This window comes from Streptomyces fractus, from assembly GCF_049844455.1.
GTDB classification, from domain to species: Bacteria; Actinomycetota; Actinomycetes; order Streptomycetales; family Streptomycetaceae; genus Streptomyces; species Streptomyces fractus.
In genome coordinates this window covers 8,435,024-8,457,982 of sequence record NZ_JBMYHI010000002.1, presented here as the reverse complement: position 1 = coordinate 8,457,982, position 22,959 = coordinate 8,435,024, and the positions used below count along the sequence as shown (strand labels likewise).

Below are 22,959 nucleotides of genomic sequence, written 5' to 3'. Positions count from 1 at the left end.
TAGGAACGAATCAGCCTTGCGGCTTCCACGAAGAAACCGCGAAGGATCCCATCGGATCAGGCGACCCCAGATCGACCCCCTTCGAATACACGAACTGGGGCGTGTTCACGATGGGTATGTACCAAGCCTTGGCGGTCATTACCTTGTTGAACTGCGTCGCGCGCTTCTTAAAAGTGGACTCGGAGGAGGTAGTGAGCGCCCCGTACGCCTTGTCAATGTCGGAGTCCACCGAAGCGAAGGGGTTCCACACTGCCGAGATCGGCAACTTGTAGAGCCGGTACGCCTCGCCCGGCAGTACGCCGTACAACCCGTACGAGACCGCTCCGGCCGGGTACTTCTTCGTGGCCATCTCAGCCCAATACTCCATGCCAGAGATCGACTTCAGGTGGATCCGTATCCCGATCCGGGCGAGCTGGTCGACCGCCGCGCCCGCCGCGGTATTGACCTCCGCGTCATCAGTGTTCGTGATCATCGTCATCGAGAAGCCATCGGCGTAGCCGGCTTCGGACAGCAAGTGCTTGGCCTCCCGCACGTTGTAGGCGTACTTCGACGGCAGGTCGGGGTCGTAACCGGTGAAGTCGGTGAGCGTGAACTGGTCTTGAGGCAAGGCATTCTGATCCGACCGCCTTCGCGATGGCATCTCGATTCAGCGCTAGCGCCATCGCCCGGCGAACACGAATGTCACCAAGCGGCTTTACGAGCTCTCCTTCTCGGTCCCATAGCATGATCGTGGAGGCAGAGTGCCTCGCCACGGTGGCATCGAGGCCCTTCGCCTTCGCCTGCTCCACCAAGGAAGTGCCGCCGGTCATGTCGACCTGCACCTGCCCCGACGCCAATGCATTCAACGCCGTGTTCTGGTCCGCGATCACGCGGAGCACGACCTTGTCCCAGTTCTGGCGGGACTTGTCGTAGTAGTTCGGGTTCGGCTCGTAAGTGTAGTGATCGCCAGGCACGCTTTCCCCGGCCACATACTTATAAGGCCCAGCACCGAGCATCTCGGTTTTCAGCTTGTCCGGGTTCTTCAGACCGGCCTCGCTGATGATCATGCCGTTGTTGCAGTTCCCGCTGTCGGACAGGGTCGACTCGATCCCGATGAACGGCTTGTCGTAGCTGATCTGCACCGAGTCCTTGCCCTGCGCCCTGATCGTCCAGGGCTTGATGTAGCCGTCGTTGACCCCGGGCACAGACTTGTAGTAATTGAGCGTGTCAACGACCGACTTGGCCGTCACATCCGTGCCATCTGCGAACTTGATGCCATCGCTGATCTTCATGGTGAAGACCGTGTTGTTCTTCGAGTACTTCCAGGACTCGGCGATACCCGACTCGTAGTCACCCTTCGGGGAGACCCGGATCAGCGGTTCATAGGCCAGCTGGAACATCGGGCTCGAGCACTGAGCGTTCAGTTCAAAGCTCGTCGGGGAATCGCCGGGGATGGCGACCGTGAGCACGCGAGACGACGAAGACGATTTGCCGCCCGCGCCAGCGCCACCGCCGCACGCCACCAGCATCCCCGCACTCACCACTACGGCCAGCACCGCCGCGCCCCGACGCCGGGCGCGACGAAGGCACCCCGCTGACCAACAGTGATTGCGTACCTTCATGCTGCTCTCCTCGAGCCGGTATGAGTGCAAGCGCATCGTCGACCTACACGCCCGAGGTGGGGTGGGGTCCTACCACTCGATCATGTGCCACTGTTCGGCACGGCGTTTCCTTCCGTGGTACAGGCATGGTGGGTGCCAGGTACACGCCTGTCAATGAATCGGACCGCCAAACACCCGCCGGTGCCGAATCCCGGTTGCCCATGAGTTGACTCGGGAGCGGTTGACGAGATCTCACCGAGCTTCATGATCGTGCACTGAAGGCCTCGTAGCCGACAGCGTCACCACGTCCACCCCGGCCTTCCACGACGCTCCGCGACGAGCAGTCACCATCCTGGGTATCACCAATGCCCGGAAACCCTAAGGAACTTGACCAACACCCTGAGGTGGGCCGGACCGGAAGCCGGCCACTCGAGCACGCCATGCCGCACGCATGCAGCCCGACTTCCACGGGGTGGATTGGTCGATGTTCCAGTGAGCCGAACTCGGGGCGCCCCCTGCAACTCGTGCAGCGCCACCCCGGCGACGGGAAGACCCCAGAGCCCCTGCCTCCGCCGACCGTCGGCACCCCTGTACACCCTCCCTATTGACAGGCACCTAGACACACACCAGACTCTGCGTACCAATAGCCGAAACGACGTGCCGGTGACTGGAACAAGCTCAACCAGCTTCGCCGTCGAGCGAACCTCGATCCCCGGACCACAAAGGGCTCGCGTGCACACTGATCTACCCGATCGAAGACATCATGACGGGCCCTCAGCACGAGTCCCACGGCACGATCGTGGCGGTGGCCAATCCGCGGATCGGTTCGCTCAAGACACCTGCGCCGCAGCCCGGATTCAGCGATGCACCGTCCCGTCGACCTCCGCGAACGGGCTCAACTCTCCTATGCATGCCGTCCGTCGGTGGATCGACGTGCAGCGCGGTGCTCGATGCCGTTTTGTCGGCGGCCAGTGCCACAGTCACTCAGCTCGATGGCGAGCCTGCCGACCGGGCACACACCGACAACGACAGCCGCTATTCGGTGACCCTTGCCGGTCCGGGGCGCCACCTCGTCGTACGGAGGAGCTGACGCTGACAGGTGTGGCGGTCGTTGGTGTGCCCATGGATCGGTCTCTCGTAGTGCCAGTTCCGCGAGGTGGTTGTGACCACGCTCGGCGCGCAGATCGTGATCGAGGCAGGGCCGTGAGCGCGCACGCATCGGCCCGGTCGGGGGCAGCGGCGAGAAGCCGCGACAGACGACCGACGGAGCCACCCGTCAGATCACGAAGGAAGTCATCGGTCGCGAAGTCACCGACCGCTACGGCAAGGGGAATTGCAGATGGTTGCGTCCATGAAGCTCGGCATGATCCTCGACCATGCGGGCAGGTTCAACGAGACAGTGGAGCTGCTGCGCGCCTACGAGCAAGCCGGCCTCCAGCTGGTCGCCGTCCCGGAGTCCTACTCTTTCGACTCGATCAGCAAGTTGGGGTACCTCGCGGCGAAGACCGACAGGCTCGAGCTGATGTCGGCGATTCTTCAAGTGTACTCGCGCACACCCGCCCTGACGGCGATGACGGCCGCCGGCCTCGACTACGTCTCGGGCGGCCGGTTCACTCTGGGGCTGGGGGCCAGCGGCCCGCAGGTCGTCGAGGGATTCCACGGCCTCAAGTACGACGCTCCCCTGGGGCGCACGCGCGAAGTCGTCGACATCTGCCGCAAGGTCTGGCGCCGCGAACCGCTCACGCATGACGGCAAGTACTACCGCGTGCCGTTGGCACAGAACCACGGAGGCTCCGGGCTGGGCAAGCCGCTGAAGATCATCAACCACCCTGTGCGTGCGGACATCCCGATCTCGGTCGCGGCTCTCGGTGTCAAGAACGTCGCCCTTGTGGCGGAGATCGCGCAGGGCTGGCAGCCGCTGTTCTTCCACCCCCTCAAGGCCCAGCACGTATGGGGAGAGGCCTTCGAGATGGGGTTCAGCAAGCGCGACCCGATGCTTGGTGAGCTCGACATTCAGCTCCAGGTCCAGTTCCACGTGGGTGAGCCGTCGCCGGATGCGGTGCAGAGGGTGCGCAACCAGCTCGCGCTCTACATCGGCGGCATGGGTCCGCGCGGCAAGAATTTCTACAACCAGTTGGCATGCCACTACGGCTATGAGGCCGAGGCCACACATATCCAGGACCTCTATCTGTCCGGGAAGAAGGCGGAGGCCGCGGCGGCCGTACCCCAGGAGCTGCTGGACGCGGTCACTCTGATGGGCGACGAGGACTCGATCCGCCGCCAGGTGAAGGAGTTCCAAGCCGCGGGAGTCCGTACCTTCCTCCTCAACCCGCTGGCCGAGAACCCCGGGGACCGCGTGGAGCAGGTGCGGAGCCTGGCCAGGATCGTCGCCGGGGAGACCGTAGGGGGAGCAGCATGAGGACAGTCGTCGCGCTGCGTCGCACCGGTCGCGCGGCCGAGGTCTCGCCCGGTGGTTCGCTGCCGGGGTGCCAAGTTGGTCCTCGGCCGTCGGGCCGCGGAATGTGCCGTTGAGGCAGCCCGCGACCTGACCGCTGCGGATCAGACGGTGTCCGCTGCCGTCGTGCGCCGGTCGAGCTCGCCGGCCGCTTTCAGCTTCGACAGCAGGACCTGGTGAACTGCTCGAAGACCCCGGCCTGTTGCCACCGGCCCGGCGCCGGCAACACGTGCGGTTCGGCCAGGGCGACGACCGGGGTTCTATCACCGCTGACAGGCCGTCATCCACGATCCGCGGCCGAGTCCTCACACCCACCCGAACAATCACGTCGCCGCCCGGAGCGCGGGGACGGGGGACAGCCGCATGCGCAGTGGAGAGGCTGGTCACAGCCTCTCCCTGTTAGATGTGGACTGGTGCAGAGGGAGCGGTGCCAGCGGGTTTCGTGGGCGGTGAGCAGGCGCGGGTGTTGATGCTGTCGGCGACGTGGGCGTAGACGTCATCGATGCCGTTGAGGGTGTGGCCGAGGCGGCGCGCTTGGGCGACGTCGGGGATGCCGTCTTCGATGAGCCAGGTTCTGTGGGCGTGGCGGAGGTGGCGGAAGGTCATGCCGGGTTTGAGGGGTGGCCAGGCGGGGTTTCCCGGTGGTTGCGTGCCGCGGGTGGCGGCGGTCCAGTAGCGGCGGCTCAAGGTGGAGCGGCGCAACAGTTTCCCGTTGGTGGTGGTGAACAGGTGGGGGCGTTGATGGGTGGCGGGGTCTTGTTGGAGGAGGGTGTTGAGTAAGGGCGGGAGGGGTGACGGTGCGGACGGAGGAGGCGGTTTTGGGGCGGGCGTAGCTGTGGCGGCCGTTGACTTCGAGGAGGTTGCCGCAGTCGGACTGGACGGTGAGGGTGGCTTGTTGGGGGTTGAAGGCGGGGCGGGTGAGGGCGGCCAGTTCGCCCCAGCGCAGGCCGGTGTAGGCGGCGGTGATGGTCAGGAGGCCTTGGTTGGGGCCAGCGAGGTGGATGATGCGGCGGGCCAGTGTGAGGACTTCGTCCTCGGTGGCCCACATGGTGGTCTCGTTGCGGCGTTCGCGGCCGCGTTGGCGGGGGACGCGGACGGGGATGAGGCGTTCCTGGCGGGGAGAGGACCTTGCCGAGTGCGGTGACGGCATAGCGCTCGCGTAATTGTTTGTGCCAGAGGTGGGGATAACGCGGTCCAAGGGCCTCGGTCGGGCCGCGCGGCCATGCAAGAGCCGTGACCTCCTCCCGGTTGACCGCTCCACGATGGGCTGCCGCCTCGTCAAGATTCCCGCGACGCCCGGCACGCACGCCCCGACGCACCGACGTTGCAAAACCCCGAGGACTACGGTGCCCGTCCCAAGACACCTGCTCACGCATGGAGTCCCCTGGACGGATGCCCTGCGACCTACCCGCCGACGACACGAAGGCTCTGCGTCATTGGGAACCAGAGAGGCGGTGCCGTTGACCCCGGCGGGCAACGTTCAGCACGTACTGGCGATCAACGGTCGCGCCAAAACACCGCTTAAGCAGCACCTAAGGAGCAGAACAGGTGGTGGGCAGCAGCGGCACCCTTGGCGCGGGCCACTTTCCTTTATCGCCAAGGGCTCCTGGCAGCAGCACAGCTTTTCGCTCCTTGTCCTTTCCTTGTCGCTCGTCTGGCTGACTCACGGCTTCGTCTCGTCCTTACGCGAAGGAGGCACCGGCCATGACCGTCGGACTACGAGGCGCTACCTCCCACCCGGTCAGCGAGGAGTGCGACACGCTCTCCCTGACCGCTGCAAGGGCAGGCTTCAGGATGTTGAGGGCCGGGCCCGCCGCACGCTGCCCGGACGGTCGACCGACCGCACGTGCCGGTGCGGTTGCAGTGAGCCACGTTCCGCGCCGGGTTGGCCGCGCTGCGCGAGCGTTGGAGGTGCCCACGCCAGTGCCTCCCGGTTCCTGGCCGTGCCCGCCGGCTTCGCCGCCGGGGGATCACGGACCTCGTACTCGCCGCCACGGTCCGAACCCGGATCGAGGCGACGCTGGTCGGATCGGACCGACTCCACTCGGACCACCTGACGGACTGTGTGGTCCGGTCCGAAGTGACCGCCACAGTCCCGTACAAGGCGCGGCAGCGCACCGAACACCCCCTGATCGCCCTTCTGCGCAACCTGAACCGCACCGCCGGACCAAGTGGTGCGGACCGCCCTCTGCCCCATGGCCGCGCGCGGTTCCGCCGCGACCGCACATCACCGAGGCCGTGATTGCGGCGCCACTCCATCGACGACCTGCCTGTGGGGATGTGACCAACCAAATGCGAGGGCGCAAGCAGGCTCCAGCGTCCAGTGCGGGCCTCGAATCACGGACTTTTCACCTGAGGAGGGCTCCCGCTTTCTGATCCCTTTCGCGCGCACGCCCCGCTCTCGGAGGCCCGCCATGACGAAAGTTCTACTTCAACTTCTCGCCCGTTTCCGCCCCTTCGCCGAGACCTCGGACCCAATCCAGCCCGGTCCCATCCCGTCTGCCGCTGAGTTCGGTGCAGTCCTATTCAGTGAGGAACGGCCCACTGCGGTCCGGTCCACCGCAGAGTCCGGTGCAGTCCAATCCGATGTCGACGAGTCCGATTCAGTCCGATGTAAGTCGGGCCGCCGTCGGCATCAGTCCGGACTGCGCTGCGGGGTCCGCCTATTCGTCGTTCCGGTCGTGCTGCTGGTCGTCTGCTCGGCGTACGGCGCCTCGGCACACGCCGCCGCCGACCCCGAGCCGTACTTGGCTCTGGCGAAGTCGGTGAACGAGATCCTCGACAACATCCGCAACTGGATCATGGGCATCCTGGCTGGCCTCGCCACGGTGTTCCTGACCGTCGGCGGTGTCCGTTACGTCATGGCCGGGGGCGACCCCGGCGAGGTCGAGAAGGCCAAGTCCGCCTTCAAGAGCGCAGGGTGGGGCTACGGCCTGGCCGCGCTCGCTCCGCTCGTCGTGGAGATCCTCAAAGGAATCGTGGGCAACTGATGGCCGTCTCAGCGTTCTCCACCACAGGCGGCATGGAGCGGCACCGGTCGCGTTGGGCCCATCCGGGGCGCGGTTGCGTCGCCCGACGCCGACGCAGGCGTAAGGCAATTGCCCTCGCCACGCTCGCCCTTGTGCTCACCACGTTCCTGGTATCCGCCCGCGCCGACTCGGGCCCCGCACCAATTTCCCACCCAGCTACGACGGCCGTCGCCGCCTCCTCCTCTCCCCCGAAGCCGCGGCCCCCAGGGCCACCCGCCACCCCAACCCCATGCGCCGCATCGGACTGCATCTCCCACCCCAGTCCCTACGGCAAGCCGCAATCTTCCGCCGAGCCGGCCACGAGCACTCTTGGCCTCGGCGGGGGCGGCGCGCCAGGCGGCATCACCGGTTGGATCGCCAAAGGGATCACCAGCGCGCTCAACTCCTTCTTCCGCGGCATCGTCGACGCAGCGCTCAATCCACTGCTCGACCTGCTCGGCCGGACCCTGCTGACCACGCCGACCCCGTCGTCACTGCCGCGCCTGGGTGAGCTCTGGGAGAGCTCCTGGCAGATCGCCATCGCCTGCTACGCCCTGCTGGTGTCCGCCGCCGGGGTGGTCGTCATGGCGCACGGAACCGTCCAGACCCGTTACTCCATCAAGGAGTTGGCCCCGCGCATCCCCCTGGGGTTTCTGATCGCGGGCCTGTCGCTGTTCCTCGCAGGCAAGGCCATCGACCTGGCCAACGCTCTCTCGGTGGCGGTGATGGGTGACGGCCTGGACACCGGCACGGCCGCCACCGCCCTGAGTACCTTCGTCTTCGCCGCCCTCAACGCCAACACCGGCAGCGTGTTCTTCGTCCTGATCGGCTTCGCCATCGCCGGCACTCTGGCGGCACTGTTGGTCGGCTACGTCGTCCGGCTCGCCCTCACCGTGATCCTCATCGCCGGAGCCCCGCTGGCCCTCATCTGCCACGTACTGCCGCAGACCGAGGGCGTCGCCCGCTGGTGGTGGAAGGCGTTCGGCGGGGTCCTGGCCATCCAGGTCGTCCAGTCCCTCGCGTTGATCACCGCGCTGCGGCTGTTCCTCACCCCGAGCGGCTTCACCGCCTTCGGCCGCGGCCACAGCGGCCTGGTGGACCTGCTCGTCGCCCTGGCCCTGTTCTACATCCTGCTCAAAATTCCCTTCTGGATTCTCGGGTCCCTGCGAGGCAACCGTGGGCGCTCGTTCATCGGTGGCCTCGTACGCGCCTTCGTCCTCTACCGGACCTTCGGCGCCCTCCGCGGCGTCACGGGTCGGACGGGTGGCGGGAATTCCGGTGGAGGCTCGGGGCCTGCGCCGTTCACCGGCGGCCCGAACGGTCCATCCAACTCGCCGACACCATCCGGTGTTTCACCTGCTGCGGCAATGCGACGCACTCGCGAGGCATCACGTTTGCCCCGCCCCAACTCAAGCGGGGCGTCCGGTCGAGGTTCGCGGCTTGCTCCCAGGCCTCCTTCGTTCCTCGCGCCAACACCGGCTTCACCCACAGGCGGTGGCAATCCCTCGCACCCTGACAGCGGCCCGCCGCGCCTGCCCTCGTTCCGCAGCCCCGGCGAACCAGCCGTGCCCGACAGCCGTGCCAACGCGTCGGCCCAGTCATGGCCCCGGCCGGGTGGCCCACCGGGCCCGCCTCTCTTCCGAGCCCCGGTCTTCCCGGAGCCGGTACTCCCCGGTCAGCGACCCTCGGGCGTCACCGGCCCCCACGCGGGAGCCGGGATGCGACCTCCCGGCGTGTGGCCGAACTCTCCAACTGCCGGGCGGCCGACACGATCTCACACACCTCCCGCGCCGACCACGTTCCGTTCACCGGTCCCCGAGAACACAGGCGGCGTCAGGCCGCTCCCGCAGCGCACCGCCCCTCCGCATCCCACTACCTTCCGCGCTTCCCCACCCCCATCCACACCCCGACCGACACCGCCCAGCAGCCGACGTCTCCCTCCGCCACCCACCAACACACCCCACCGTCCACGAGGTGAGACATCATGAGCGCCCCCGACACCGGCCCACCCCGGCGCTACGCCGTGCGCATCCCCGCCGACGTAGACCGCGAGGACACCGTGCTCGCGAACCTCACCGCCCGACAGCTGCTGCTCCTGTCGGTCACCGGGGTCGTGCTCTACGGGGTGTGGACCATGTCCCGGCCGTTCGTTCCGGTCACCGCGTTCCTGGTCGTCGCTATCCCCGTGGCCGGTGCCGTAGCCGTACTGGCGCTGGGGCAGCGTGACGGCGTATCGCTGGACCGTCTCCTCCTCGCCGCGGTACGGCAGCGCACGACACCACGCCGCCAGGTCGCCGCGCCAGAAGGCATCCACGCGCCTCCCCCGTGGCTCGCTCGGTACGCCACCGCCCCCGACGGACGGAAGCCGACGGATTCGGCCGCAGTGCCGCTCAGGCTGCCGGCCCATGACGTCACGGACACCGGTGTCATCGACCTCGGCCCGGACGGGCTTGCCGTGATCGGTGTGTGCGGCACGGTGAACTTCGCCCTGCAGACCGCCACCGAACAGGAGTCGCTGGTCGGCGCCTTCGGCCGCTACCTCCACTCGCTGACCGCACCCGTGCAGATCCTCGTGCGCGCCGAACGCCTCGATCTGAGCGCGCAGGTCACCGAACTGCGCGAGTGTGCGCCTGCGCTGCCCCACCCGGCGCTGGAGGCCGCGGCCCGGGAACACGCCGACTATCTCGTCGCGCTCGCCGACCGTGTCGATCTCCTGCGGCGCCAGGTGCTGCTCGTGCTGCGTGAGCCCTTGTTCTCCTACACCGGTGTTCCGGACGAAGGTGACGTCGCGGGGGCCCGTCCATTCACTGCCCTTGCGCGGCGCAGGCATGCTCGGCGGCCGTCTGTCACCGAGGCAACGCGACGGGCGGCCGAGGCCCGTCTGGCACGCCGACTCACCGAGGCAGTCGAGCTGTTGGGCCCCATCGGCATCACCGTGACACCGCTGGACTCCGGCCAGGCCACAGCGGTCCTGTCAGCCGCCTGCAACCCGGACAGCCTCTTGCCGCCGTCCCCAGCGCTCGCAAGCGCCGACGAGGTCATCACCGCAACCGCCACCACCCCGTACGAGGATCATGAGGGGCGGGAGCCACCATGATGCGCAGCCGACGATGTAACCGGCGGGGCACAACGGGCCGTTCGGGACCGGGCCCGGCACGGGCGGCGGCCGGCGACACCGCCTCCTTCATCCCCGACGCCCTCACCATCGCGCCCCGGCATCTGGAGGTCGGCGCTGACTGGACGGCATCGTTCGCCGTCACCGGATTTCCGCGTGAGGTCCAACCCGGCTGGCTGCAACCGCTGTTGACGTACCCGGGCCGGGTGGACGTGGCCCTGCACATCGAGCCGATCGACCCGGTCACCGCCGCGCAGCGCCTGCGCCGCCAGCTGGCCAAGCTCGAGTCCGGCCGCCGTTACACCCAGGACAAGGGCCGTCTCCTCGACCCGCAGGTGGAGGCGGCCACCGAAGACGCCTACGACCTGAGCGCCCGCGTGGCCCGCGGCGAGGGCAAGCTCTACCGGCTCGGCCTGTATCTGACCGTCCGCGCGAGCGGTCACGACCAGCTCCTCAATGAAGTTGCCGCGGTGCGGTCGCTGGCGGCGAGTCTGCTCCTGGACGCGAAACCCACGACGTATCGCAGTCTGCAGGGCTGGCTCACCTGCCTGCCCATGGCCTTGGACCTCATCAAGATGCGGCGCACGTTCGACACCGCGGCTCTGTCGGCGGCCTTTCCGTTCACCAGCCCCGACCTGCCGCCGCCCGATCCGACCTCCGTGGCCGCGCCGAGCGGGGTGCTGTACGGGTACAACGTCGGCAGCCAGGGCCTCGTGCACTGGGACCGGTTCGCCCTCGACAATCACAACGCGGTCGTGCTGGGCCGCTCCGGTGCCGGAAAGTCCTACCTGGTCAAGCTGGAGGCGCTGCGCTCGCTGTACCGCGGGATCGAGGTCCATGTGATCGATCCGGAGGACGAGTACGCGCGGCTGACACGCGCGGTCGGCGGCGCCTACGTGCACCTTGGAGCGGGCGACGTCCGCGTCAACCCGTTCGACCTGCCTGTGCGAACGCGTGCCGACGGGCGGCTCAGCGCTCCCCGGGACGCCCTGGTACGCCGGTCACTGTTCATGCACACCGTTCTCGCCGTGCTTCTGGGGGGAGCGCCGAGCCCGCAGGACCGTGCGGTGCTCGACCGCGCCATCGCGGCGACGTACCAGCAGGCCGGCATCACCGCCGACCCGCGCACCTGGATCCGGCCCGCTCCCCTGCTCGCCGACCTCGCCGCCGCGCTGCAGCGGACGAAGGACCGGGCCGCCACCGCCCTGGCGGACCGGCTGCATCCCTTCATCCGGGGCGCGTTCTCGGAACTCTTCGCGGGCCCGACCACCACCCGTCCGGAGGGCCATCTCGTGGCGTTCTCGCTGCGGGACTTGGCCGACGAACTCAAGCCCATAGGAACCCTGTTGACCCTGGACACGGTGTGGCGGCAGGTGTCCGACCCGTCGCTGCGACGGCCGCGGCTCGTCGTGGTGGACGAGGCGTGGACTCTCTATGAAGGAGCCCGCCGGGGCCGAGTTCCTCTTCCGTATGGCCAAGGCGAGCCGCAAGCACTGGGCGGGACTGACCGTCGCCACCCAGGACACGGCCGACGTCCTCTCCACCGATCTGGGCAAGGCCGTCGTCGCCAATGCGGCCACCCAAATCCTGCTGCGTCAGGCACCGCAGGCCATCGACGAGATCACCCGCGCCTTCAATCTCTCCGACGGCGAGCGGCAGTTCCTCTTGACCGCGGACCGCGGCCAGGGCCTATTGTCCGCCAACCAGCGGGTGGCCTTCCAAGCCGTGGCCTCGGCCACCGAGCACTTCCTGGTCACCACCGATCCGGCCGAACTCGCCGCGTACGACGAACAGGACACCCAGCAATCACCGAGTCGTGACGACCTGATGGTCGAACTGACCGCCGAGGACGGTGACTTGGGTGGCTCGCCCATCGATGCCGAGGACCCACTCGATCTCGGTCCTGTCTGAGCACGACTCGCTCGCCGCGAGTCGGACCACGACACCTGCGCCCCCTCCACGCCCTCCGCCGCCGCCCCTCAGGAGTTCGCGTCATGCCGCTACCCGCAGTGCTCCACCAGCCGTCCACGCCCGGAGCATCCCCGCTCGAGGACTACCTCCGCGATCCGCAGGGCGCCGTCCACGCCGTACTCGGCCTCATCGAACAGTGGGGCGCGCAGTGGGGACCGGCTGCCGCTGCCGCCGCAGCCCTCGGTGTCGCCGGAGCGGTCGCGGCCCGCTCCGGATGGCGGCTGCGCCATCGCCGCGTGCTGGCCAGGCGCGCCCGCGTGATCGGCATCCTCCCGCCACCCACCGCCGATCCGGACGGCGCACTGGCGCTCTGGGCGAACCTGACGGGTCTGCTCGTGACCTCCCGACGTCGACGTCTCGCCGGCCGGGCGCCCCATGTGGCCTGGGAGTACGTCTTCGACCGGGAGACGGTGCGGCTCCAGCTGTGGGTGCCTGGCACGGTTCCGCCCGGCCTGCTCGAGCGTGCCATCGAGGCGGCCTGGCCCGGCGCCCGTACCGACACCCACCGGGCACGGCCCCCACTCCCACAGACCGCACCGAAGGACCGCCAACTCCTCACTGCCGGAGGCGAATTGCGGCTCGCTCGCAGCGACGCACTGCCCCATCGCGCCGACTTCCCCGCCGACCCCCTCCGCGCCCTCATCGGTGCCGCGGTCGATCTGGCCTCGCACGAGCAGGCGGTCGTTCAGATCCTGGCCCGCCCGGCGACCCGGCGCCGGGCGCGGCAGGCCCACCGTGCGGCCCGGCACGTAGGAGCCGGACACTCTCCACATCGCATCGGCCGTCTGCTCGATCTCCTGACGCCGGGCCCGCGTGCTCGCCCCCACACCAGCCCCCAGGGCCGCGACCGGCAAGCGGCTCTGGAGACGTCCGCGCAGGACCGTGCGATCGTCACCAAGCAACGTGGCGCCCTGTACGAAACCATGATCCGCTACGGCATCGCCGCCACCGTCCCCGCCAATGCTTCCGCCCCCGACCAAGCACGCCGACGCGGCCGCCTGCGGGGCCGGGGCCACGCCATAGCCGGCGCATTCGCCACGTTCACCGAGCACAACCACTTCCGCCGCGTGCAACTGCGGCGCCCACTCCCCCGCATTGCCGAACGGCGCCTGGACCGTGGCGACTTGCTCGCCGTCCCCGAGCTGTCTGCGCTCGCGCACCTGCCGTGGGACGAGACGGTGTCCGGCCTGCAACGGGCGGGCGCCCGCGCCGTACCCCCGCCGCCCGGCGTCCCCGCAGCCGGTGTGGACATCCGCCCGCTGGGGCGCACCAACAGCGGCCCACCACGTCCGGTCGGCCTGTCGGTGCCGGACGCCCGCCACCACCTCCACGTACTCGGAGCCACCGGTGCAGGCAAGTCCGAACTGCTCGCCCGCATGGCGCTCGCGGACGCCGAGGCCGGGCGCGGCGTCGTAGTCATCGACCCCAAGGGCGACCTGGTCACCGACATCCTGGCGCGCCTGCCGGAGGAGCTCGGCCACAAGGTGGCTCTGTTCGACGCCGACAGCACGGACCGTCCGCCCGTCCTCAACCCGCTCGAGGGCGGGGACGTCGCGCACACCGTCGACGACGTCGTCTCCGTCTTCTCCCGTGTCTACGCCGCCTATTGGGGCCCGCGTACCGACGACATCCTGCGCGCCGGCCTGCTCACCCTGCGCATGCTGCCCGGTACACCGACGTTGACCGACCTGCCCCGGCTGTTGTCCGTCACGCCGTTTCGGCGGCGCGCCGTCGCCCACGTCTCCGACGACATCCTGCGCGGCTTCTGGTCCTGGTACGACGCCCTCTCCGAGGCCGGGCGTGCCCATGTGGCGGCTCCGCTCATGAACAAGCTCCGGGCCTTCCTGCTGCGGCCGTTCGTCCGCGCGGCCATGGCCTCCGGGCCGTCCACCGTCGACATGGGCCAGGTCCTGGACGGCGGCATCTGCCTGGTCCGTATCGCCCGCGACTCCCTGGGCGCGGAGACGTCCCGGCTCATCGGCTCGCTGGTCGTCGCCAGGACCTGGCAGGCGGCCACCCACCGCGCACACCTCCCTCCACCGCGACGCAGGGACGCCTCCCTCTACATCGACGAGGCTCACACCTTCCTCAACCTGCCGTACGCCATGGAGGACCTGCTCGCCGAGGCACGCGGATACCGGCTCGCGCTCACGCTGGCCCACCAGTACCTGGGTCAACTCCCCAAGGATCTGGCGGAGGGAGTCAGTGCCAATGCACGTACGAAAGTCTTCTTCAACGCCTCCCCCGAGGACGCCCGCCGCCTGGCCCGTCACACCGAACCCCGGCTGTCGGAACACGATCTGTCCCACCTCGACGCGTTCCACATCGCCGTCCGGCCTGTCGTGAACGGCGCCGAGCTGCCGGCCTTCACCGCGGTCACCCAGAAACTCCCGCCACCGATCCGCGGTCGCGCGGACGCGATCCGCCGCGCCGCCCGCCACAACGCCTCACCGGCCGACGCACCACGCCCCCTCGCCCGACCGCCCGGTTCCACGCCCCCGGATCCCCGACGTGCGCACTGACCCGCCCCATCACCACGGAGGAGTACGCCGTGAACACCCAGCCCACCCCGCAACGCTCCCTGCGCGGGCACCGCCCGCACCGCCCCACCCCGCGTGCCGCCACCGGCGCCGAGTACGTCGCCCGACTCGCCGGACGCCTCACCGAACGCGACCGGTGGCTGGCCCGCATGCTCTACGAGCACAAAGTCCTGACCACCGGCCAGATCACACAACTCGCCTGGCCCTCCGCCCGCAGCGCGAACCTGCGTCTGCTCCGCCTGTACCAGTGGCGCGTGGTGGACCGCTTCCAGCCCTTCGTCACCTACGGCTCCGCTCCCATGCACTACGTCCTCGACGTCGCCGGCGCCGCCGTGCTTGCTCGCCAAGACGGCCTGGAACCAGGTGAGTTGGACTACCGTCACGACCGGGCGATCGGACTCGCCCACTCCCTGCGCTTGGCCCACACGGTCGCGACGAACACCTTCTTCACCACGCTCGTCGAGCGCTCCCGCCGCGCCGAGAGCGACGGCCGCCTGACCGCCTGGTGGTCGGAGGCACGCTGCCGCGGCTTCTTCGGCGACATCGTCCGCCCCGACGCATACGGCCGGTGGCGCGAGAGGAGGTCCGAGTTCGAGTGGTTCCTCGAGTACGACTGGGGCACGGAACGCCCCGCCGACCTCGTGGGCAACAAACTGCCGGGGTACGCACACCTCGCGGCAACAAGCGGCATCACCACGCCGATCCTGTTCTGGACCCCGACCCCACGCCGCGAGGAACGTGTGCGCCGTGCCCTCGACCTCGCCGCCGCACTCCTGGAGGAACCGTCGCTGGTGCCCATGGCGACCACCTGCACGGACCTCGTACCGGGCGAGGAATGCGCCGACCCCGCGGTACGCAGGTGGCTGCCGCTGGACGCCACGGCATCGGACTCCGGCCGGCGCTTGTGCCTGCCGGAACTCCCCACCGCCTGGTCCGAGCTGCCCTCGCCGAACCCCTCGACGGCCGTCCCCCGGCCCGACCCCGATGACCCCGAGGAACTTGAGGCCATGTCCGGGCCCCCGCGCCCGCCGTCACCACAACCGCCCTCCACGCCCACGGGACGCCGCCCGAGGAAGGTGCCGTGATGCGCACCGCTGGCGGCATCTTGGGCGCGGCCGTCGCCGGCGTGGTGCTCATCGCCGCGGTCACCGGAGCAGGCGCGGGAAGCCTGCTGGCCCCGTTCGGCGCCAGTCGCCCGGGCGCCCACGCCCTGGCCGACATCCCGGCCCACTACCTCGCCCTCTACGCGAACGCGGCGACCACGTGCCCCGGCCTGGACTGGCCGGTCCTGGCCGCCGTCGGCAAGGTCGAATCCGACCATGGCCGCTCCCCGCTTCCCGGCGTCCGCAGCGGGGCCAACTCAGCGGGCGCACGCGGCCCGATGCAGTTCCTGCTCCCCACCTTCACCGGCGTCGTCTCCCGCCACCCCGCGCTGCGGCAGGGACCACGGGCCCCGTCCCCGTACGACCCCGACGACGCGATCCCCGCCGCGGCCGCCTACCTGTGCGACTCCGGTGCCCGCCACGGCGCGAACATCACCCGCGCCCTGTGGACGTACAACCACGACAACGCATACGTCGCCCAAGTCCTCGCCCAGGCAGAGCAATACCGCCACCGCGCGACGAACCCCTCGGCGACACGCGTCATCGACTACGCCCAGGCCCAACTCGGTCTCCCCTACGTCTGGGGAGGCGACGGCCCGGAGCACGGCGACGCCGGCTTCGACTGCTCGGGCCTGACACGCGCCGCGTACGAGGCGGCGGGCGTCCACCTGCCGCGGACGGCCCAGCAACAGTTCGCGGCCGCCCATCGCCTGCCCGCTCACGCACCCCTACGGCCGGGCGACCTGGTCTTCTACGGCACCGGCCCGGCGCACATCTCCCACGTCGGCCTCTACATCGGAGCCGACCGGATGATCCACGCGCCGGGCCGCAACAAGCCGATCAGGATCGCCCGGTACCGGTATCGCGGGGACGGTTACGTGGGAGCGGCACGGCCAGCACCTCCCGCTCCCACGTCACGTCCGGGCAGACGACGGGTCACCAGACGCGGAATCCGCCCCGCTGCTGGGCCCGTTGCAGATAGCTGATCCACTGCAGCCAGTAGTCGAGTTCCTCGGTGTCACCGCCGACGATCACCTTGACCTCCTCGGCGCTGTGGACGCGGTAGCTCTCCAACGCGGCGGCGATCTCCTCAGGGGTGACCAGCCATCCGTCGTTGGAGCAGAACTTGTGCAGCGCGATACCGAACGCCGGGTCGAGGTGCCAGGACAGGTGTGCCTCCAGTTGCTTCCAGTAGGCCACCACCTCCGGCCGGGCGGGCGCGTCCGGCCCGTGGCCCCGGTCACCAAAGGCGTCGATCTCCTCGCGCGTAACGCCGTCGGGCTCGTGCGGGAAGGGCGGCAACTCGTAGTCGGAGACGACCATGCCGAGCTGTTCCATGACCTCGCAGTAGTGGGACATGCCCCAGATGTTGAGCCGGAAGTACGAGGAATCGGCTTCCCTCAACGCCTCGTAGGCACGCTCCACCTTTTCCTGGGCTGCCACGCAGTCGGCGTGGTCGGGCGGCAGGTGGAGGGCGTCTCGCGCCCTCGCCGCCGCGTGAAAGGCGTCCTCGGCCGCGCGGACTGTCGCGGCCTCGTGGTCGGACACGGTCTCGATGAACATGTCGTAGCCCATGGTGGGCTCCTTGAATGGTCGGGTACGGCAGGTGCCCGGCGCGGCGGGCGGCCGACGCCGGGCGGGGGGCAGCTACCAGACGCGGATGCCGCCGTGGTCGCGGGCCTTGGCCAGCAGGGCGGTCCACTCGGCCCACCAGGGCAGGCCCTCGCGGGCGAATGTCTGCGTCTGCGGTGCGGCGGCCGTCCACCAGGCAAGCGCCGAAGCGATCTCGTCAGGGGTGACGAGCCAGCCTCCGTGGCTGAGCTTGTAGCAGGGGATCCCGGCCGGATCGTCCGCCTGCCCGTCGAAGAGGGCACCGACCGCGTCGGCGAACTGCTCAAGTTCGGGCGGGGCCTCGACGGAGTCGGTGGCCAGGAACGCCGTCACGCGCGCGGCCGTGGTGCCGTGCTCCTCCGGGATCGGTTCGCGGGGTGGGCTGAGGTGCTCGATCATGCCGAGCGCGTCCATGACCTGCAACATCATGGCCAGCCGGGTGCACGCCACCCGCAGGGGCCTGCCTTGCGGGGCGTCCTCAAGCTCCAGTTCGAAGCACATAGTTGACCTCCTCAGTGTCCGGGGTGTCAGTGATCGGGGAGGCCGCGCCCCGGTCATCGGGACTCTTGGGCGGGGCGCGGCCGGTCGGTGGGCTCACACCGTCCGTAGGCGCATCAGGCGCTCGTGGGCCCTGGACTTGATGTCGTCGTCGGTGCCTTCGAGCAGCGCCGTGGCACGGGCGATCTCTTGCGTCATGGTCTTGCCGGGGCGACGCGGGGCGACGTGATCGAGGTAGTCGGTCAGCGTGCGCTCGGCCGCGTAGGCGGTGCGTCCGATCTGCTGGGCCTCGATGGTGAACATGTCGGCGAGCAGGTCACGGCGCCGTTCGTCGGTGCGCACGGTGCGGGCGCTGGCCTCGTCCTTCGGCGGCCACAGCTCACCGACGAGCCGGTCGAATGCGTCGACCGCGAGATTCGTGCGCGCAAGCGCCGTTTCCTCCGCTGCCCACTGCTCGTAGTAGGCGATGGACAGCTTGAGGGTGCGCCGGGCTTCCTTGATCCGGCCGGTGGCGGATTTGGTGTGCCGCACCGTCCAACGTGTGTACGCGTCGCGGACGGCGAACCGTTCGGTGTTCCCGCACACCGGCCGCCACGGTGTGACGACGGCGGTGAACGGGGAGCGCCCGTCGTGGGAGTTGATCACGGCGACGAACGGGGTGATCTCGTCGTTGATCCCGTCGGCGTCGATCCTGATGGTGCGCGGGAGCCGGATCGAGACGAACACCTTTCGCCCCTCGCGCAGCGCCCCTGCGGACTCCCAGATCACACCGAAGTCGTTGACGAGTTCTTGCAGGAACTCGAAGCCGGACCGGTTCTGGATCGGTGCGTACTGCGCGCCGACCACCCCGAGTGCGGCGCCCGTGTCGTCGCGCACGGTGTGGAACTTTCCATCGTGTTGGCGCAGTTCATCACGCCACTGGTAGAACGCGGGGACCCGCTCGACCCGGAAGTCGATCCCGGCGAGGTCGAGCACGGCGTCGATGTCACTGATCCCACCGGGGATCACGTTGCCGAGGCCGTGCCACGCGGGTGTGGTGGCGTACAGGGCAGCGGTGCCGAGCGAGGTGTCCAGACCGTCCTTGCCGATCACCTCGTCCCGGTCGTACCCGACGGTCGCCGCGTAGGTGCCGTCGTCACGGCGGACTGCTGCGGACTCAGCCATGCGAGCAGAACGCTCCGCGTGGAACCTCTCGTTGACGTCAGTGGACATTGCTCCTCCTTCATGGTCACGAGATGAGAGGAGTGGACCCGACCGGGATCGAACCGGCGCTGACGTTCGGTTATAAGCCGACCGCTCTGCCACTGAGCTACGGGCCCTGTTTGTGTGAGGCGCTCCGTCCGCCCCCTGACTCAGCCGCAGGCGGCCGAGCGGGTGATCGACTCGCGGCGCGCGTGATGAGGTCCGGAACGCTCACCCCAGGGGTCCACGAGCGCGAACCGGGCGGTGGGGAGCCCCAGTTGATCGGCCAGCGCGCACTCGCGGCACTGACACGGGAGCGCGAGCCACAGACCGTGATGGCTCTTGATCGAGCCGTGGTAGATCACGAGGTCACCGGGCTCGATCATGTCGAGCGACCGGAACAGCGATTCGGACATGACGCCCCCTCAGGCGGCAAGGACCGGGAGAGTTGAGGTGCGCGGGTAGGCCCCCCACGCGGTGGCGAGTACGTGCGCCTCGTTCGGCCGGTACGCGGCGACGCGACGGAAGCGGCCGTGGATCAGGAGGAAGGCGCAGGTCGGCTCGCGACGGTAGGCCGTCCGGTAGATCTCGGCGGCTACGCGACCGAACGGGGAGGCGTAGCGCCAATCGGCCGGGAGGCCCCGCACAGCGAGGTACTCGGCGGCGGTTATCCGATAGTCCAACACCCCTATGCCCATGACTCCCCTCCCAGGTGAGCCTTATTTTCTGTACCCCCATAATCTCGCCACGCCCAACGTCGGTCAAGAGGGCTGGTCAAGATTTTTGGGGGTACATAAAAGGCGATGATCCACACACGGAGAAGGCGCCTGCTAGATTTTTGGCACCCCCAGAAAGGAGCGCGACATGGCACGCTTGGGCCGCCCCGCCACCGGTGTCACACCGAAACGCAACGTGCGCGTGCCCGACGCGCTCTGGACCGCCGCAATCAAGGAGGCCGCCGCCGCGGGTACATCAGTCACGCAGTGGATCAACGAAGATCTCCAGAAGCGAGTGAATGCGGCGCAGCGGAAGCGCGCCCATGAGGGGCAAGACCACGAAGCCGGCTGAGATGATCAGCGGCGAGAGCTTTGACCTGCACGCCCGGAACACCGACTAGCACTGCGCGGGAGCATTGAGTCGCGGGCGCTAAAGGAAGGGGCATTTACGCCTCTGAGCTCCGAGTACTGAGCGGCGCAGGGTTACCGCTCTAAAGGGCAGCTGGCCCGGAAGCCCGATTGGCAGGCGGACCGGCAGTAGCAGTTACCTTTCCCCGTCCCACCGGCGCACAGCAACGAACGCTTCAACCAACCGAGTTACCTTGATCCCGTTGGCTGCGCACCTCATTGACGGCAGCAAGCGCGGTTGCCCAGGGGTATGCCTTCGGCGCCCCGGATCCGGCCGGGTTCGGCTGGAAGCCGCTTTCGCCGTACAGCACAGTGATGCCTTGGTCGCGAAGGTCCGCGATGCTGCGATCGAGTTGGCGATGTTGGGCGTATGCCGCGTTCACGCACGGCATCGCCACGGTCGGAATCCGTTTGCCGATCGCCTCCGCCGCCACACCAACCACGAACGAGGAAGTAAGGCCGAGCGCCCACGAGTTGATACTGTTGAACGTCGCTGGAGCGAAGAGAATGACATCAGCCTTCGGCCACGCGTCGGCTTCCTGGGGCAGCTTGTACTCGCTGCGTACCGGATGCCGCGTCAGCGCCGCCAACCCGTCAAGCTTTTCACCGAGCCAAAGGGCAGCCGTGGGCGTCAACCCGAGACATACGTCCCATCCGTCAGCCTGCGCCGCCTCGACGACTTCGGCGATATCGAGTACAGGCGGAGCCGCTGACGCGAAGAGATACAAGGCTGGGGTCATGCTCTCATCCCACCCCGCGCGATTGGTCCCTTGCAACCATCCGCGCTTGTAGACGACGAACCGAGAATCGGCGGTCCACCAACGCCGCCAGCGGGTACCGTTCCAAATGGTGAACCAGGAACGGAGTTGCCGTATGCCCACAGACGACCACGCCGGTTCTCGGATCGCGCAGCAGCGGAAGCTCGCCGGTCTCACGCAGCGCGGCCTCACCATGAGGATTCCGTACTCGTACAGTCTGCTGCACCAGGTGGAAGCCGGTCACAAGCCGGCGAGCCCGGACTTGATCTCGGCTGTCGCACGGGCATTGCACATCGGCGTTACCGCGTTGACGGGACAGCCGTACATGACTGAGCTGCAACAGGACCGTCTCGCTGAGCTGATCCGCCCCATCCGTGAGGCTCTCGACCTCTACGACCTGGGGACCGATGCACAACTGTCTCTCCGGCCGCCCGCCAATCTCATCAATGACGCCGATCTTTTGTGCCGGCACGTGCGCGCCACTCAGCTCAACTCCGCCGCTGAGCGACTGCCTGGGCTTATCGCCGAGCTCACGGCTACGGTCCACCAGGGCGCCACGACCGATCTCTGGCGCGCCCTGGCCTCGTCGTACCGGACTGCTCACGACATTGCCGTGAAGCTCGGCTTCTACGACCTGTCGACGATTGCTTTGGACCGTATGGGCTGGGCCGCCCAGCGCGCCTCCGACCCAGTGCTGGCCGCGGTGCGCCAATACATGCGCGGATTGGTCTACTTCCGCGAGGGGGAGCATACGATTGGTCTTCGCCTGATCGATGCGGGGCACAATGTTCTCGGTCAGGCGACTGAAAGCGTCGAGTCACTCGCGGTGACCGGGCAGCTCCACCTGGGCGCCACCGTGATCGCGGCGCGGGCCCGTGCTGCTGGCACGGTGGATGAGCATCTCGGTCACGCTCGCTCGATCGCGGACCGGATCGGGGACGCTTCCGAGATGCACTGGCTGTCTTTCGGCCCGGCAAATGTCGACGTACACGAAGTCTCGGCTCTCGGTGAACTACGTGAGCACGGCCTTGCTCTCGAGCGAGCGAGGAAGGTCAGGTTGCCGGCGACTTGGGCAACGTCGCGCAAGGCGCACTTTCTCATTGACAAGGCGCGCGCCGAAATGGAGACGGGCCGCTCTGACGCTGCACTCCAGTCCCTGGTGAAGGCTCGCGAAGTGGCACCCCAGCAGACCCGCTATCACCCCACCGCGCGCGAGACCATCCAAGGACTCGTACGCCAGCAGCGCAGAACCCCGGACACCCTCGGGCACATGGCTGCGTGGGTGGGCCTATGAGTGTCACCCAAGGGTGACAGTTCGCACCGCCGTCGTCCGCGAGTCTGGTTCCACGACCTGATCAACGACGGCAGGGGCTTCTTGTGGGCACGCAACAATCTACCGGTCGAGGGCCCTCCAGCACTGAGCCGGACAGCGCCTCGTTCGAGTTCGCCCCGGTCGTACGGGAGTGGTCGATGGACTACTCGATGGTCCACGGCTGCGTCCCCCTGGCACGTCACCACGTCCAAAGAGAGTTGACAGCGTGGCAGTGGGCGGGTGACCAGAACAACGCCGCGGTCATCGTGTCCGAACTCGTCACCAACGCCATCAACCACGCCCGAGTCGCCGGCCATACCCTCTGCGTCCGGCTGGCTCTACTCGAGGACAGCTCAATCCTCATCGAAGTAGCCGACCCTGTCGGAGCATTCCGGAACTTCGACGAATACATCACGGGGGATAGCGATAAGGAGTGCGGCCGCGGGCTGCTCATCATTCGTGCATTGGGCGGCAACTTGTCATGGTCTCCGCGCACCACCAGAGGAAAGACCGTCCGCGTCCGCCTCGGTCCCTGAGATGTCCCTCTCGGCTTGCGCGCCCGGCTGCAGGTATGGGGATCACGTGATCTCTCCCGCGGCCGGGCGTGGAGGCCTGTGAAAGCGGCAACGACCTCTGCCTGCCCGTCACCATGCACAGTCGTCGTCAAGAACTGTGGATCAATGGCCATGTGCGCGGTGTGTA

Annotated in this window: 20 protein-coding genes, 1 tRNA gene and 1 pseudogene; 12 read left to right on the top strand and 10 right to left on the bottom strand. The window is 68.4% G+C overall.

What is annotated here, in order from left to right:
* Window positions 1-10 precede the first annotated feature (10 nt).
* Both ACP4E5_RS40475 and ACP4E5_RS40470 read right to left on the bottom strand, forming a co-directional pair.
* Window positions 11-556: an ABC transporter substrate-binding protein gene (locus ACP4E5_RS40475; protein ID WP_425842022.1), complete on the bottom strand. Its 546-nt coding sequence runs from the start codon at window positions 554-556 to the stop codon at window positions 11-13.
* Window positions 456-1,601, bottom strand: coding sequence for an ABC transporter substrate-binding protein (locus ACP4E5_RS40470; protein WP_425838405.1), 1,146 nt, complete (start codon window positions 1,599-1,601; stop codon window positions 456-458). The genes ACP4E5_RS40475 and ACP4E5_RS40470 overlap by 101 nt, the downstream gene beginning before the upstream one ends.
* 1,330 nt (window positions 1,602-2,931) lie before the next feature.
* Between ACP4E5_RS40470 and ACP4E5_RS40465 the strand changes: the two genes are divergently transcribed.
* The gene (locus ACP4E5_RS40465) at window positions 2,932-3,999 is read left to right on the top strand and encodes an LLM class F420-dependent oxidoreductase (RefSeq protein ID WP_425838402.1); all 1,068 of its coding nucleotides are present in this window, start codon (window positions 2,932-2,934) and stop codon (window positions 3,997-3,999) included.
* A gap of 435 nt (window positions 4,000-4,434) precedes the next feature.
* Here the strand turns inward: ACP4E5_RS40465 and ACP4E5_RS40460 are convergent, their stop codons facing one another.
* Window positions 4,435-4,641 (bottom strand): site-specific integrase, encoded by a 207-nt coding sequence (locus ACP4E5_RS40460; protein WP_425838400.1) that lies wholly within the window; start codon window positions 4,639-4,641, stop codon window positions 4,435-4,437.
* A 2,075-nt stretch (window positions 4,642-6,716) separates the two neighbouring features.
* Here ACP4E5_RS40460 and ACP4E5_RS40455 point away from each other — a divergent pair.
* From ACP4E5_RS40455 to ACP4E5_RS40420, 8 genes and pseudogenes are all read left to right on the top strand, one after another.
* The gene (locus tag ACP4E5_RS40455; protein WP_425838398.1) at window positions 6,717-7,025 is read left to right on the top strand and encodes a pilin; all 309 of its coding nucleotides are present in this window, start codon (window positions 6,717-6,719) and stop codon (window positions 7,023-7,025) included.
* A gap of 131 nt (window positions 7,026-7,156) precedes the next feature.
* Window positions 7,157-9,031 (top strand): TrbL/VirB6 family protein, encoded by a 1,875-nt coding sequence (locus ACP4E5_RS40450; protein WP_425838395.1) that lies wholly within the window; start codon window positions 7,157-7,159, stop codon window positions 9,029-9,031.
* Entirely contained in the window at window positions 9,028-10,140 is a 1,113-nt protein-coding gene (locus tag ACP4E5_RS40445) for a PrgI family protein (RefSeq protein ID WP_425838392.1), read from the top strand. Before ACP4E5_RS40450 ends, ACP4E5_RS40445 begins: the two co-directional genes overlap by 4 nt.
* Window positions 10,137-11,045, top strand: a pseudogene (locus ACP4E5_RS40440) (VirB4 family type IV secretion system protein); the annotation flags it as partial. The gene ACP4E5_RS40445 and the pseudogene ACP4E5_RS40440, both read left to right, overlap by 4 nt.
* Before the next feature lie 547 nt (window positions 11,046-11,592).
* A complete protein-coding gene (locus ACP4E5_RS40435; protein ID WP_425842019.1) occupies window positions 11,593-12,069 on the top strand; it encodes a TraG/VirB4 family ATPase in 477 nt (158 codons plus the stop codon).
* A gap of 83 nt (window positions 12,070-12,152) precedes the next feature.
* Entirely contained in the window at window positions 12,153-14,651 is a 2,499-nt protein-coding gene (locus ACP4E5_RS40430) for a DUF8128 domain-containing protein (protein ID WP_425838389.1), read from the top strand.
* Window positions 14,652-14,680: 29 nt separating this feature from the next.
* A complete protein-coding gene (locus tag ACP4E5_RS40425) occupies window positions 14,681-15,754 on the top strand; it encodes a replication-relaxation family protein (protein WP_425838386.1) in 1,074 nt (357 codons plus the stop codon).
* Entirely contained in the window at window positions 15,754-16,758 is a 1,005-nt protein-coding gene (locus ACP4E5_RS40420; RefSeq protein ID WP_425838383.1) for a C40 family peptidase, read from the top strand. The genes ACP4E5_RS40425 and ACP4E5_RS40420 overlap by 1 nt, the downstream gene beginning before the upstream one ends.
* Here ACP4E5_RS40420 and ACP4E5_RS40415 read toward each other — a convergent pair.
* The 6 genes from ACP4E5_RS40415 to ACP4E5_RS40390 form a co-directional block, all read right to left on the bottom strand.
* Complete coding sequence (locus ACP4E5_RS40415) at window positions 16,709-17,347, bottom strand: hypothetical protein (protein WP_425838381.1); 639 nt, start codon at window positions 17,345-17,347, stop codon at window positions 16,709-16,711. The genes ACP4E5_RS40420 and ACP4E5_RS40415 overlap by 50 nt on opposite strands.
* Window positions 17,348-17,419: 72 nt before the next feature.
* On the bottom strand, window positions 17,420-17,884 hold the full coding sequence (locus ACP4E5_RS40410) for a hypothetical protein (protein ID WP_425838378.1): 465 nt from the start codon (window positions 17,882-17,884) through the stop codon (window positions 17,420-17,422).
* Between the two features lie 93 nt (window positions 17,885-17,977).
* On the bottom strand, window positions 17,978-19,093 hold the full coding sequence (locus ACP4E5_RS40405) for a DUF932 domain-containing protein (protein WP_425838375.1): 1,116 nt from the start codon (window positions 19,091-19,093) through the stop codon (window positions 17,978-17,980).
* A 33-nt stretch (window positions 19,094-19,126) separates the two neighbouring features.
* Window positions 19,127-19,200: transfer RNA gene (locus ACP4E5_RS40400), tRNA-Ile, on the bottom strand.
* Window positions 19,201-19,233: 33 nt separating this feature from the next.
* A complete protein-coding gene (locus ACP4E5_RS40395) occupies window positions 19,234-19,479 on the bottom strand; it encodes a hypothetical protein (RefSeq protein ID WP_425838372.1) in 246 nt (81 codons plus the stop codon).
* A gap of 9 nt (window positions 19,480-19,488) precedes the next feature.
* On the bottom strand, window positions 19,489-19,761 hold the full coding sequence (locus ACP4E5_RS40390) for a hypothetical protein (protein ID WP_425838369.1): 273 nt from the start codon (window positions 19,759-19,761) through the stop codon (window positions 19,489-19,491).
* A 166-nt stretch (window positions 19,762-19,927) separates the two neighbouring features.
* Here ACP4E5_RS40390 and ACP4E5_RS40385 point away from each other — a divergent pair, with 166 nt between their 5' ends.
* Window positions 19,928-20,131 carry a hypothetical protein gene (locus ACP4E5_RS40385; RefSeq protein ID WP_425838367.1) on the top strand — a complete coding sequence of 68 codons (204 nt, stop codon included), beginning with the start codon at window positions 19,928-19,930 and terminating at the stop codon, window positions 20,129-20,131.
* Window positions 20,132-20,363: 232 nt separating this feature from the next.
* On the opposite strand, the gene ACP4E5_RS40380 is transcribed toward ACP4E5_RS40385, so the two are convergent.
* Window positions 20,364-20,927, bottom strand: coding sequence for a flavoprotein (locus tag ACP4E5_RS40380; RefSeq protein WP_425838364.1), 564 nt, complete (start codon window positions 20,925-20,927; stop codon window positions 20,364-20,366).
* 133 nt (window positions 20,928-21,060) lie between these two features.
* Here ACP4E5_RS40380 and ACP4E5_RS40375 point away from each other — a divergent pair, with 133 nt between their 5' ends.
* Together ACP4E5_RS40375 and ACP4E5_RS40370 are read left to right on the top strand one after the other, a co-directional pair.
* Window positions 21,061-22,239 carry a helix-turn-helix domain-containing protein gene (locus ACP4E5_RS40375; RefSeq protein WP_425838362.1) on the top strand — a complete coding sequence of 393 codons (1,179 nt, stop codon included), beginning with the start codon at window positions 21,061-21,063 and terminating at the stop codon, window positions 22,237-22,239.
* 176 nt (window positions 22,240-22,415) lie between these two features.
* Complete coding sequence (locus tag ACP4E5_RS40370; RefSeq protein ID WP_425838359.1) at window positions 22,416-22,793, top strand: ATP-binding protein; 378 nt, start codon at window positions 22,416-22,418, stop codon at window positions 22,791-22,793.
* The last annotated feature ends 166 nt before the right edge of the window (window positions 22,794-22,959 follow it).

Excerpts from the sequence above, each read along its gene's own strand:
- ACP4E5_RS40420 (WP_425838383.1), top strand. The coding sequence starts at position 15,754 with ATGCGCACCGCTGGCGGCATCTTGGGCGCGGCCGTCGCCGGCGTGGTG.
- ACP4E5_RS40470 (WP_425838405.1), bottom strand. The coding sequence starts at position 1,601 with ATGAAGGTACGCAATCACTGTTGGTCAGCGGGGTGCCTTCGTCGCGCC.
- ACP4E5_RS40435 (WP_425842019.1), top strand. The coding sequence starts at position 11,593 with ATGAAGGAGCCCGCCGGGGCCGAGTTCCTCTTCCGTATGGCCAAGGCG.
- ACP4E5_RS40430 (WP_425838389.1), top strand. The coding sequence starts at position 12,153 with ATGCCGCTACCCGCAGTGCTCCACCAGCCGTCCACGCCCGGAGCATCC.
- ACP4E5_RS40465 (WP_425838402.1), top strand. The coding sequence starts at position 2,932 with ATGAAGCTCGGCATGATCCTCGACCATGCGGGCAGGTTCAACGAGACA.
- ACP4E5_RS40390 (WP_425838369.1), bottom strand. The coding sequence starts at position 19,761 with ATGGGCATAGGGGTGTTGGACTATCGGATAACCGCCGCCGAGTACCTC.
- ACP4E5_RS40370 (WP_425838359.1), top strand. The coding sequence starts at position 22,416 with ATGGACTACTCGATGGTCCACGGCTGCGTCCCCCTGGCACGTCACCAC.
- ACP4E5_RS40405 (WP_425838375.1), bottom strand. The coding sequence starts at position 19,093 with ATGTCCACTGACGTCAACGAGAGGTTCCACGCGGAGCGTTCTGCTCGC.
- ACP4E5_RS40410 (WP_425838378.1), bottom strand. The coding sequence starts at position 17,884 with ATGTGCTTCGAACTGGAGCTTGAGGACGCCCCGCAAGGCAGGCCCCTG.
- ACP4E5_RS40375 (WP_425838362.1), top strand. The coding sequence starts at position 21,061 with ATGCCCACAGACGACCACGCCGGTTCTCGGATCGCGCAGCAGCGGAAG.
- ACP4E5_RS40415 (WP_425838381.1), bottom strand. The coding sequence starts at position 17,347 with ATGGGCTACGACATGTTCATCGAGACCGTGTCCGACCACGAGGCCGCG.
- ACP4E5_RS40445 (WP_425838392.1), top strand. The coding sequence starts at position 9,028 with ATGAGCGCCCCCGACACCGGCCCACCCCGGCGCTACGCCGTGCGCATC.
- ACP4E5_RS40395 (WP_425838372.1), bottom strand. The coding sequence starts at position 19,479 with ATGTCCGAATCGCTGTTCCGGTCGCTCGACATGATCGAGCCCGGTGAC.
- ACP4E5_RS40385 (WP_425838367.1), top strand. The coding sequence starts at position 19,928 with ATGGCACGCTTGGGCCGCCCCGCCACCGGTGTCACACCGAAACGCAAC.
- ACP4E5_RS40380 (WP_425838364.1), bottom strand. The coding sequence starts at position 20,927 with ATGACCCCAGCCTTGTATCTCTTCGCGTCAGCGGCTCCGCCTGTACTC.
- ACP4E5_RS40460 (WP_425838400.1), bottom strand. The coding sequence starts at position 4,641 with ATGACCTTCCGCCACCTCCGCCACGCCCACAGAACCTGGCTCATCGAA.